The organism is Kitasatospora sp. NPDC057518, from assembly GCF_042802075.1.
Lineage (GTDB): Bacteria > Actinomycetota > Actinomycetes > Streptomycetales > Streptomycetaceae > Kitasatospora.
This window is the reverse complement of sequence record NZ_JBHVEU010000278.1, coordinates 1-11,797: the sequence shown is the minus strand read 5'-3', so window position 1 is coordinate 11,797 and position 11,797 is coordinate 1. Positions and strand designations below refer to the sequence as shown.

Sequence of the window (11,797 nt, the reverse complement as noted above, 5' to 3'; positions counted from 1 at the left end):
GTCCGGGGCACCGGAGGCGCCCGGCGCTCAGCGCGCGGGGCGGAGCCAGACGGTGGAGAGCGGGGGGAGGACCAGTTCGGCGGACCGGGGCTGGCCGTCCCACTCCACCGGCTCGGCCTTGACCGGGTGGGAGTTGCCGACGCCGCTGCCGCCGTACTCCTCGGCGTCGGTGTTCAGCGCCTCCTCCCACAGCTGGTCGCGGCCCGCCAGCCGGGGCAGGCCGACCCGGTGGCCGTGCCGGACGACCGGCGAGAAGTTGCAGACCGCGACCAGCGGCGAGCCGTCGGCCGCGTACCGGACGAAGGAGAGCAGGTTGTCCTCGGCGGCGCCGCCGTCGAGCCAGCGGAAGCCCTCCGGGACGGTGTCCAGCTCCCACAGCGCCGGGGTGTCGAGGTAGCGCCGGTTGAGGTCGCGGACCAGTCGGCGCACCCCGAGGTGCTCCTCGTGGGCCGGCCACCGCTCGTCGAGCACCCACCACTGCGGGCCCTGCTCGTGGTCCCACTCCGCGCCCTGGGCGAACTCCTGCCCCATGAACAGCAGCTGCTTGCCCGGGTGGGACCACATGAAGCCGAGGTAGGCGCGGTGGTTGGCGCGCTGCTGCCACCAGTCGCCGGGCATCTTGGAGACCAGGGCCCGCTTGCCGTGCACCACCTCGTCGTGCGAGATCGGCAGGACGTAGTTCTCGGAGTAGGCGTACACCATCGAGAAGGTGATCTCGTTGTGGTGGTACTTGCGGTGCACCGGCTCCTTGGACATGTAGACCAGCGAGTCGTGCATCCAGCCCATGTTCCACTTCAGCCCGAAGCCGAGGCCGCCGGCGTCGGTGGGGCGGGTGACCCCGTCCCAGGCGGTGGACTCCTCGGCGATCGTCACCGCGCCCGGGCAGCGCCGGTAGACGGTGGCGTTCATCTCCTGGAGGAAGGAGGCGGCGTCCAGGTTCTCCCGGCCGCCGAACCGGTTGGGGGTCCAGTCGCCGCCCTCGCGGGAGTAGTCGAGGTAGAGCATCGAGGCGACGGCGTCCACCCGCAGGCCGTCGACGTGGAACTCCTCGCACCAGTACACCGCGTTGGCGACGAGGAAGTTGCGCACCTCCTTGCGGCCGTAGTCGAACTCCAGCGTCCCCCAGTCGGGGTGCTCGGCGCGCAGCGGGTCGGCGGGCTCGTACAGCGGCTCGCCGTCGAAGCGGGCGAGCGCGAAGTCGTCCTTGGGGAAGTGCGCGGGCACCCAGTCGACGATCACGCCGATGCCGTGCCGGTGCAGGGTGTCCACCAGGTACCGGAAGTCGTCGGGGCCGCCGAGCCGGGCGGTGGGGGCGTAGTAGCCGGATACCTGGTAGCCCCAGGAACCGCCGAAGGGGTGCTCCATCACCGGCATGAGCTCCACGTGGGTGAAGTTCAACTCCTGGAGGTAGCGCGGCAGTTCCTCGGCGATGGCGCGGTAGGTGGTGAGGTCCGGGCGCCAGGACGGCAGGTGCAGCTCGTACACCGACATCGGGGCCCGGTGGTGCGCGGCGCGGGCCCGGCGGGCCATCCACTCGCCGTCCTGCCAGGCGTAGTCGGAGGAGGTGACCACCGAGGCGGTGCCGGGCGGGCACTGGGCGGCCCGGGCCAGCGGGTCGGCCTTGTCCAGCACCCAGCCCTGCCGGGTGTGCACCTCGTACTTGTAGGTGGCGCCCTCGGCCAGGCCGGGGACGAACAGCTCCCAGATCCCGGACGAGCCGAGCGAGCGCATCGGGTGCCCGGTGCCGTTCCAGTGGTTGAAGCCGCCGATCAGCCGGACCCCGACGGCGTTCGGCGCCCAGACCGCGAAGGCGGTGCCGGCCACCCCGTCGACGGTGCGCACGTGCGAGCCGAGCGCCCGCCACAGCTGCTCGTGCCGGCCCTCGGAGATCAGGTGCAGGTCGAGTTCGCCGAGGGTGGGCGGGGTGCGGTAGCCGTCGTGCTGGCGCAGCGGCTCGCCGTCGGGGTACGTCACCAGCAGGGTGTACTCCGGCGGTTCGCCGCCGGCCACCAGGCCGGTGAACAACCCGCTCTGCTGGTGGGTGAGTTCGGCCGGGCCGTGGGCGGTCTCGACGACCACCCGCTCGGCGAACGGGCGCAGCACCCGGATCGCCGTGCCGCCGTGCACCGGGTGCGCGCCGAGCAGCGCGTGCGGGTCGTGGTGCTGCCCGCCCACCAGCCGGTCGACCTCGGCCGGCGGCAGCGGCGCCTCGGGCAGCCGCAGCGCCCCGGTGGGGGCCGGGCGCTCGGCCCCCCGGGGCTGCGGGGCCGCGAGTGGGTCGGCCGGGGACGGGAGGGTGGCCGGGGGCTCCGAGCCGGTGCCGGCACCCCCCTCCTCCTCGGCCGCCCGGTGCGCCCCGTGCTCGTGGCCGGTGTGGCCTTCGGCGGGGAGCGGTCCGGCCAGGAAGGTGGCCGGTACGGGGCGGGTGGGGCGGCCGGTCGGGTCGATCGGCGTCACGGCGGGGTCCTCCTGCGGCGGGGTGGGCGAACTCCTGCGGGCGGGACAGGAAACGGTTGGGACAGGAAACGGGCGGGACGGGAGACGCGTGGTGCGGAAACGAGTGGTGCGTGAACGGGCGGTGCGGGAATCGGGCGGTGCGGAAAAGGCGTGGGTACGGGAAGGGCCGGTCAGACGGACAGGGCGAGCCGGTTGATCGCGGCCAGCGGGATCGGCAGCCAGCTCGGCCGGTGCCGGGCCTCGTACACCACCTCGTAGACCGCCTTGTCGATCTCCAGCGCCCGCATCAGCTCCGGCGAGGCGGCCGGGTCGGCGCCGCCGCCGGCGGTGTAGCCGGCGCCGTAGGCGGTGCGGTTGCGCTGGGCCCAGGCGGCGGCCAGGTGGGCCAGTTCCGGGTCGACGGGGCCGCCGGCCAGCAGGTGGGCGGCCGCGTAGTCGAAGGAGCGCAGCATCGCGGCGACGTCGCGCAGGGCGGGCTGCGGTTCGCGGCGCTCGTTGACGGACTTGGCGGGCTCGCCCTCGAAGTCCAGCAGCACCCAGCCGTGCGGGGTGCGCATGGCCTGTCCGAGGTGGAGGTCGCCGTGGATGCGCTGGACCGGCAGGCCGTCCGGGTGGGCGTCGGCGAGCTGCTGGAAGGCGGTGCGCAGGGCGGCCCGGAAGCGCAGCAGGCCGGGGACGGCGGCGACGGCGCTGTCCAGCCGGTCGGCCATGGCGCCGGCCAGCCGTCCGGTCTGGGCGCGGTCGAGCCGGGCGACGGGCATCGAGCGGGCGAGGACCCGGTGCACCTCGGCGGTGGCCCGGCCGAGCCGGTGCGCCTCGATGGCGAAGTTGCCGGGGGAGCGGTCCCCCTTGAGCCGGCCGACCTGGTCGAGGGCGAGTTCCCAGCCGTCCTCGGCGTCCGGCAGGTAGCGCTGCAGCAGTCCGAGGGTGGCGGGTTCGGCGCGTTCCATCCGGCTCTCGAACCAGGCGGCGACCCGGGGGATGCGGGTGGAGCCGGCCCGGGAGAGCGCGAGCGAGAGTTCGAGGTCGGGGTTGGTGCCGGGGTGGATGCGGCGGAACAGCTTGAGGATGTACGAGGTGCCGTAGATGACCGAGCTGTTGGACTGCTCGGCGGTGGAGGCGCGGCCGGGGAGGTTGGCGGGCAGTCCGGAGCCGGGGGTGCGGCGGAAGGAGAGCGCGCCGAAGCGGTCCCCGGTGGCCAGGTGTTCGAGCAGCCGTCCGGTGAGTTCGGGGTCGTGCACCGCGTCGTAGAGGGTCGCGCCGTCGTACGGGCCCTGGCTGAGCCGGCCGAGCACGGCGGCGGGCCCGATGTCCCCGAGCCCGCCGGAGCGGATGCCGAGCAGCAGCTGGTAGATGTCGCCGTGCGGGGCGCCGGCCGTGGTGGCGTGCTCGACCCGCAGCAGGAGGTGCAGCAGGGCCGGGTCGCCGACCTGCAGCGGGGTGCCGACGACCGGGGTGAGGCCGGTGATGGGCCTTCCCTTGCCGGCGTACCAGCGCTGGGTGGGCAGCCAGGAGGCGATCAGTGGCAGGGCCGCCTGGACGAGTTCGCTGACGCCCAGGGCGGTTCTCCGGGCCCCGGCGCCCCGGGTGCCCGCGGGGGTGGCGGGACCGGTGGGGGCGTCGTCCTGGAGGTGGGCTTGAGAACGGGAGGTTTCGGACATGGCTCCCTTTCCCCGGAAGCACGCGGACTGCCCGACGGGTCGTGGCCGGGTCCGTCAGTCTTCCGGATTGCGGCGGCGCGGCGGTCGCGGCACGCGAGCACGGCTCGGGTGTCACGCCTTCGTGTAGGTGGCCGTTGGGCTGTTCTCCGTACGCGGTGGTGCAGAGAACTCCGGGGGCGCGGGGGTTCAACTCGCGCCCCCGGAGGGTCTGGTGGTGCTGTTCACGGCTGCTGTGCCACGTGCGGCGGATCGTTACTTCGATCGCCTGGTCCCGCTCAGGCGCGGGGGCTGCCGGAGCTGGAACCAGTAGAAGCCGTGCCCGGCCAGGGTGAGCAGGTAGGGCCACTCGCCGATCGACGGGAAGCGCACCCCGCCGATCAGCTCGACCGGGTACCGCCCGCCGTACTGCCGCAGGTCCAGCTCGGTCGGCTGCGCGAACCGCGAGAAGTTGTTCACGCACATGACCAGGTCCCCCTCGTACTCGCGCACGAAGGCCAGCACGGCGGGGTTGCTGGAGGGCAGTTCGGCGTAGCTGCCGAGGCCGAACGCCGGATTGAGCTTGCGGATCTCGATCATGCGACGCGTCCAGTGCAGCAGGGAGCTCGAACTGCTCTGCTGCGCCTCGACGTTGGTCACCTGATAGCCGTACACCGGGTCCATGATGGGCGGCAGACTGAGCCTGCCCGGGTCGGCGGAGGAGAAACCCGCGTTGCGGTCCGGGGTCCACTGCATCGGGGTGCGCACGCCGTCCCGGTCGCCGAGCCAGATGTTGTCGCCCATGCCGATCTCGTCGCCGTAGTAGAGGACCGGCGAGCCGGGCAGGGAGAGCAGCAGCGCGGTGAACAGCTCGATCTGGTTGCGGTCGTTCTCCAGCAGCGGGGCGAGCCGGCGGCGGATGCCCACGTTGGCGCGCATCCGCGGGTCCTTGGCGTACTCCGCGTACATGTAGTCGCGCTCCTCGTCGGTGACCATCTCCAGGGTCAGCTCGTCGTGGTTGCGCAGGAAGATGCCCCACTGGCAGCCGCCGGGGATCTGCGGGGTCTTGGCGAGGATCTCGGACACCGGGTAGCGGGACTCCCGGCGCACCGCCATGAAGATCCGGGGCATCACCGGGAAGTGGAACGCCATGTGGCACTCGTCGCCGCCGGAGGCGAAGTCGCCGAAGTAGTCGACGACGTCCTCCGGCCACTGGTTGGCCTCGGCGAGCAGCACGGTGTCCGGGTAGTTGGCGTCGATCTCCTTGCGGACCCGCTGGAGGAACTCGTGGGTCTCCGGGAGGTTCTCGCAGTTGGTGCCCTCGCGGGCGAACAGGTACGGCACCGCGTCCAGCCGGAAGCCGTCGATGCCGAGGTCGAGCCAGAACCGCAGCCCGGCGATCATCTCGTCCTGGACCCGGGGGTTGTCGTAGTTGAGGTCCGGCTGGTGCGAGAAGAAGCGGTGCCAGAAGTACTGCTTGCGGACCGGGTCGTAGGTCCAGTTGGAGGTCTCGGTGTCGACGAAGATGATCCGGGCGTCCGGGTACTGCTTGTCGTCGTCGGCCCACATGTAGAAGTCGCCGTAGGGCCCGTCCGGGTCGGAGCGGGAGGCCTGGAACCACGGGTGCTGGTCGCTGGTGTGGTTCATGACGAAGTCGATCACGATGCGCATGCCGCGGGCGTGGGCGGCGTCGACGAACTCCATGAAGTCGGCGAGGTCGCCGAACTCCGGCAGCACCGAGGTGTAGTCGGAGACGTCGTACCCGCCGTCGCGCAGCGGCGAGGCGAAGAACGGGGGGAGCCAGAGGCAGTCGATCCCGAGCCACTGGAGGTAGTCGAGCTTGGCCGTGAGCCCCTTGAGGTCCCCGACACCGTCGCCGTTGCTGTCCTGGAAGGACCGCACCAGCACCTCGTAGAAGACCGCACGCTTGAACCACTGCGGGTCGAGCTTCTTCTTCGAGGTCTCGGGGAAGGTGTCGGGGACGGGCTCGTTCACTGTCACGCTGGGTTCCTCCGAACCGTGAGGAGGTGAGCCGGCTCGGCTGAGGGATCGAGCCGGACGTAGTTGTGCCGGCCCCAGGTGTAGACGGCGCCGGTGAGCTCGTCGTGCACCGCGTACGGGCCGTCGCCGTCGAGCGTGACGGTGGCCTCCTGGACGTGGTGCGGGTCGAGGTTCACCACGGTGACGACCTGGTCGGTGAGCCCCTCGGGGGTGGTCGCGGTCTTGGAGTAGGCGAGCACCTGGTCGTTGTCGGTGGGGTGGAAGCGCAGGTCGCGCAGCTGCTGGAGGGCGGGGTGGCGGCGGCGCAGCCGGTTCAGCACGGTCAGCAGCGGGGCCAGGGTGTCGGTGCGGCTCCAGTCGCGCGGGCGCAGTTCGTACTTCTCCGAGTGGAGGTACTCCTCGGAGCCCGGGTGGGCCGGCTCGTTCTCGTACAGCTCGAAGCCGGCGTAGACGCCGTAGCTGGGGGAGAGGGTGGCGGCGAGCACCGCGCGGACCGCGAAGGCGGCCCGGCCGCCGTGCTGGAGGTACTCGTGCAGGATGTCCGGCGTGTTGGCGAAGAAGTTGGGCCGCATGTAGGCGGCGGCGTCACCGCTGAGTTCGGTGAGGTAGTCGGTGAGTTCCGGTTTGGTGGTGCGCCAGGTGAAGTACGTGTACGACTGGTGGAAACCGATCTTCGCCAGGGTGTGCATCATCGCGGGGCGGGTGAAGGCCTCCGCCAGGAACACCACGTCGGGGTCGGTCCGGGCGACGTCGGCGAGCACCTTCTCCCAGAACACCACCGGTTTGGTGTGCGGGTTGTCGACCCGGAAGATCCGGACGCCGTGCGACATCCAGAACCGGAGGATCCGGATGGTTTCCTTGACGATTCCGTCCATGTCCTGGTCGAAGTTGACCGGATAGATGTCCTGGTACTTCTTCGGCGGATTCTCGGCGTACGCGATGGTGCCGTCCGTGCGGTGGCTGAACCATTCCGGGTGCTTGTTCACCCAGGGGTGGTCGGGGGAGCACTGGAGGGCGAAGTCCAGCGCCACCTCCAGGTGCAGCGCCTTGGCCTCGGCGACGAAGTGGTCGAAGTCCTCGATGGTGCCGAGGTCCGGGTGGACGGCGTCGTGGCCGCCCTCGGGGGAGCCGATCGCCCAGGGCGAGCCGACGTCGTGCGGGCCGGCCGTCAGGGTGTTGTCCGGGCCCTTGCGGAAGGCTCGGCCGATCGGGTGGACCGGCGGCAGGTAGACCACGTCGAAGCCCATCGCGGCGACGGCCGGCAGGCGTTCGGCGGCGCTGCGCAGGTTGCCCGGGCGCGGCGGCTCGACGCCGGCCGGGTCCACCACGGCGCCCTCCGACCGGGGGAAGAACTCGTACCAGGAGCCGAACAGCGCGCGCTCGCGGTCGACCTGGAGCGGCATCGGGCGGGAGGCGCTGAGCAGCTCGCGCAGCGGGTGGCGGACCAGCGCGTCGAGTACCTCGGGGGCGAGCGCGGCGGCCAGCCGGGACAGCGGCGGCAGGGTCTGGTCGCGCAGCGCGTCGGCGGCGGCCAGCACGTCGGCGCGGCCCTCCTTCTTGGGCACCCCGGCCGCGGCCTGCTCCAGCAGCCGGGCGCCCTCCTCCAGGACCAGCGCGGTGTCGATCCCGGCGGGCAGCTTCACCGAGGCGGTCCGGCGCCAGGTGGCGACCGGGTCGCTCCACGCCTCCACCAGGTACGACCAGCGGCCGGGCGCGGTCGGGGTGACGTGCGCGCCCCAGCGGTCGGTGCCCTCGGCCAGCTCGCGCATCGGCGTCCACGGGCCGCTGCGGCCGCGCGGGTCGCGCAGCACCACGTTGGCGTTGACGGCGTCGTGGCCCTCGCGGAAGACGGTCGCGGTGACCAGGAAGGTCTCGCCGACGACGGCCTTGGCCGGGCGGCGGCCGGCGTCGACGAGGGGACTGACGTCCAGGACGGGGATGCGGCCGATCACGGTGTCGCTCTCTGTCGTCTTGCGGGCGGAGGGCTTGCGAGCGGGGGCCTTCCGGGCGGCTGCCCCGGTGGCCGGGGCCTTCGCGGAGGCGGACCCGGCGGCCTCCGCGGTGGCGGCCTTCGGAGCTGCGGTCTTCGGGGTGGTGGCGGTGGTGCGGCGCGTGGTGGTGGTGCGCCTGCGGGGTGCCGCCGCCCGGTCCTCCTCGGCCGCGGGGTGCCGGGCCGTCGAGGGGGCTTCGGATTCGGAGGATCCGGCACGGACCGCCCCGGAGGCCCTCGGCGCCGGCATCGCCGGATCTGTCCGAGTGTCAGAATCCATCCGTCCGGCGGATTCCGCGACCGCTGCGTCGAGGCCTTCGGCCACCGGTGTGGACTGGTCCCGCGTGTCGCCGTGCATGCCAAGCTCCTGCCCGAGATCGGCGGCAGCTCCCCGCGGGCCTGGGTACGGGCCGGGGGAGTACCGGAGGACTGCTGGGTGGGGAGGACGTGCGACCGGAAGCCTGCCCGCGCCGCTGTTCCCGGCAACCTGCCCGGCGCCCGCCGAGCCGGCGGTGGGACGCCCCGGAGCCCGTGTGCGTCCCGGCGCACGCCTCCGCCGGGCGCGCCCCGGCCGACCCGGTCCACCCGTGAACGAGCGGGCCGGTAGGGAGGACACGCGTCCGTGCGCGGTGAGCGCCGAATGGGCTAAGAAGGACGGGAACGGACAACACGAAAAGGATTCGGACGTGCTGCTTCGCGGGGGACGCCACCCGTCGTCGTACTCCCCACTGCATCAACGACCTTCGGTCATCCTCGCACCGGCGACAAGGTTTTTGCAGCGGTACGACAGTAGTTTCGGGCCTTCTCCCGGGTGGATGCGCCATCGGAAATGAAGCCGTACCGAAGAGTTCACGTATTGGTAGCGCGGGCCCCCGAAATGTGCGCCTCGCGCGCCCCCCGTGCAGTCCAATGCGCCGAATGCGATCTCATCAATAGCCCGAACGGATGCCCAATAGTCCACTTGACGCACTGTCCGGCCGACCGCCACGGCTACGCTTCACGCCGTGAAGGCAATCCGCAGATTCACCGTCCGCACCGTCCTGCCCGAACAACTCCAGCCGCTGCACGAGCTGGCCCTCAACCTGCGCTGGTCCTGGCACCCCGAGACCAGGGACCTCTTCCGGTCCGTGGACCCGGAGGTCTGGGCCGCGACCGGCGAGGACCCGGTGCGGCTGCTCGGGGAGGTCCCGGCCGCCCGGCTGGCCGCGCTCGCCGCCGACCGGCGCTTCCTGCGCAGACTCGGCGACCTCGCCGACGACCTGCGCGAGTACCTGACCGGCCCCCGCTGGTACCAGACCCGGCAGCAGTCCGACGCCGCCCCGCTGCCCGCCGCGATCGCCTACTTCTCGCCCGAGTACGGCATCGCCGCCGCGCTGCCCCAGTACTCCGGCGGGCTCGGCATCCTGGCCGGCGACCACCTCAAGGCCGCCAGCGACCTCGGCGTGCCGGTCGTCGGCGTCGGCCTGTTCTACCGGCACGGCTACTTCCGCCAGTCCCTGAGCCGGGACGGCTGGCAGCAGGAGCGCTATCCGCTGCTCGACCCGGACGAACTCGCGGTCAGCCTGCTGCGGGAGGCCGACGGCACCCCCGGCCGGGTCGATCTGGCCCTGCCCGGCGGCCGCACCCTGGCCGCCCACATCTGGAAGGCCCAGGTCGGGCGGGTCCCGCTGCTGCTGCTCGACTCCGACATCGAGGCCAACTCGCCCGCCGAGCGGGACGTCACCGACCGGCTGTACGGCGGCGGCAGCGAGCACCGGCTGCTCCAGGAGATGCTGCTCGGCATCGGCGGCGTCCGGGCGGTGCGCGCCTACTGCCGGCTCACCGGGCACCCCGCCCCCGACGTCTTCCACACCAACGAGGGCCACGCCGGCTTCCTCGGCGTGGAGCGCATCCGCGAACTGGTCGCCGACGACCGGACCGGCCTCGACTTCGCCGCCGCCCTGGAGGCCGTCCGGGCCGGCACCCTCTTCACCACCCACACGCCCGTCCCGGCCGGCATCGACCGCTTCGACCGCGAGCTGGTCGCCCGCCACTTCGGCGGCGACGCCGCGCTGCCCGGCGTGCCGGTCGAGCAGGTGCTCGCGCTCGGCGCCGAGAGCTGGCAGGACGGGGACCCGAAGCTCTTCAACATGGCCGCCATGGGCCTGCGGCTGGCCCAGCGCGCCAACGGGGTCTCCACCCTGCACGGCGAGGTCAGCCGCTCGATGTTCAACGGCCTGTGGCCCGGCTTCGACCCCGCCGAGGTGCCGATCACCTCGGTCACCAACGGCGTGCACGCCGCCACCTGGATCGACCCGGCGGTGGTCCGGCTCGGCGCCGCCGAGATCGGCGCCGAGCGCGCCGAGGAGGCGATGACCACCGGCGAGAGCAAGCGCTGGACGGGTCTGGAGCGGATCGGCAACACCGAGGTCTGGCAACTGCGGCGCGCCCTGCGGGCCCAGCTGGTGGAGGAGGCCCGCCGCCGGCTGCACGCCTCCTGGCGCCGGCGCGGGGCCGGCGAGGCCGAGCTCGGCTGGGTCTCCTCGGTGCTCGACCCCGACGTGCTCACCATCGGCTTCGCCCGCCGGGTGCCCTCGTACAAGCGGCTCACCCTGATGCTGCGCGACCAGGAGCGGCTGCGCGCGCTGCTGCTGCACCCCACCCGGCCGGTGCAGATCGTGGTCGCCGGCAAGGCCCACCCGGCGGACGACGGCGGCAAGCGGCTGATCCAGCAGATGGTCGCCTTCGCCGACGACCCGGCGGTGCGGCACCGGATCGTCTTCCTGCCGGACTACGACATGGCGATGGCCCAGCGCCTCTACCCGGGCTGCGACGTCTGGCTGAACAACCCGCTGCGCCCGCTGGAGGCCTGCGGCACCTCCGGGATGAAGGCGGCGCTCAACGGCTGCCTCAACCTGTCCGTCCTGGACGGCTGGTGGGACGAGTGGTTCGACGGCCGCAACGGCTGGGCGATCCCCACGGCCGACGAGAGCGGCGGGGCGCTCGACCCGGACAGCGGGGAGGCCGAGCGGCGCGACGACATCGAGGCGGCCGCGCTCTACGACCTGATCGAGAACCAGGTCGCCGCCCGGTTCTACGACCGGGACGCGGACGGGCTGCCGCAGCAGTGGATCGCCATGGTCCGGCACACCCTGGTCACCCTCGGGCCCAAGGTGCTGGCCGGGCGGATGGTCCGGGAGTACGTCGAGCGGCTGTACGCCCCGGCGGCGCAGGCCCAGCGGGAGCTGGCCGGGCAGCACGGCCACGGCGCGCGGGAGCTGGCGCTCTGGAAGGCGACGGTCCGGGAGGCCTGGCCGGCCGTCCGGGTCGAGCACGTCGAGGCGGACTGCCCGACCGAGGCGCAGGAGCTGGGCAGTTCGCTGGAGCTGCGGGTGCAGGTCGCGCTCGGGACGCTCCGGCCGGGCGACGTCGAGGTGCAGGCGGTCTCCGGCCGGGTGGACGAGCGGGACCGGATCTCGGACGCCTGCCTGCTCGCCCTCAAGCCGGTCGGCGGGCCCGACCTGGACGGCCGGATCCGCTACGAGGGCTCGCTGGAGCTCTGCCGGACCGGCCCGTTCGGCTACACCGTCCGGGTGCTGCCCGCGCACCCGCGGCTGGCCTCGCCGGCCGAGCTGGGGCTGGTCGCGCTGCCGGCCGAGTCGGCCGGGATGGACGCGGGGCTGCTGCGCTGAGGCCGCGGGCGGCCGTCCACCGGTGGTGAACCGGGTGGGCG

At 72.8% G+C, this 11,797-nt stretch carries 5 protein-coding genes; 1 reads left to right on the top strand and 4 read right to left on the bottom strand.

From position 1 onward, the window contains the following. Positions 1–27: 27 nt before the first annotated feature. From glgB to ACFU7Z_RS25825, 4 genes are all read right to left on the bottom strand, one after another. On the bottom strand, positions 28–2,457 hold the full coding sequence (glgB, locus tag ACFU7Z_RS25840) for a 1,4-alpha-glucan branching protein GlgB (protein ID WP_380779956.1): 2,430 nt from the start codon (positions 2,455–2,457) through the stop codon (positions 28–30). Positions 2,458–2,627: 170 nt separating this feature from the next. Beyond that, on the bottom strand, positions 2,628–4,118 hold the full coding sequence (locus ACFU7Z_RS25835) for a phosphotransferase (protein WP_074001466.1): 1,491 nt from the start codon (positions 4,116–4,118) through the stop codon (positions 2,628–2,630). Positions 4,119–4,370: 252 nt separating this feature from the next. After that, positions 4,371–6,095, bottom strand: coding sequence for a maltose alpha-D-glucosyltransferase (treS, locus tag ACFU7Z_RS25830; protein WP_074001467.1), 1,725 nt, complete (start codon positions 6,093–6,095; stop codon positions 4,371–4,373). Next, entirely contained in the window at positions 6,092–8,047 is a 1,956-nt protein-coding gene (locus tag ACFU7Z_RS25825) for an alpha-1,4-glucan--maltose-1-phosphate maltosyltransferase (protein ID WP_380779958.1), read from the bottom strand. The genes treS and ACFU7Z_RS25825 overlap by 4 nt, the downstream gene beginning before the upstream one ends. A 1,042-nt stretch (positions 8,048–9,089) precedes the next feature. Here ACFU7Z_RS25825 and glgP point away from each other — a divergent pair. After that, entirely contained in the window at positions 9,090–11,756 is a 2,667-nt protein-coding gene (gene glgP, locus ACFU7Z_RS25820; RefSeq protein WP_049651957.1) for an alpha-glucan family phosphorylase, read from the top strand. Positions 11,757–11,797 lie beyond the last annotated feature (41 nt).

What these genes read in the sequence shown, in the direction of transcription:
- ACFU7Z_RS25835 (WP_074001466.1), bottom strand. Translation starts at nt 4,118, where the DNA reads ATGTCCGAAACCTCCCGTTCTCAAGCCCACCTCCAGGACGACGCCCCC.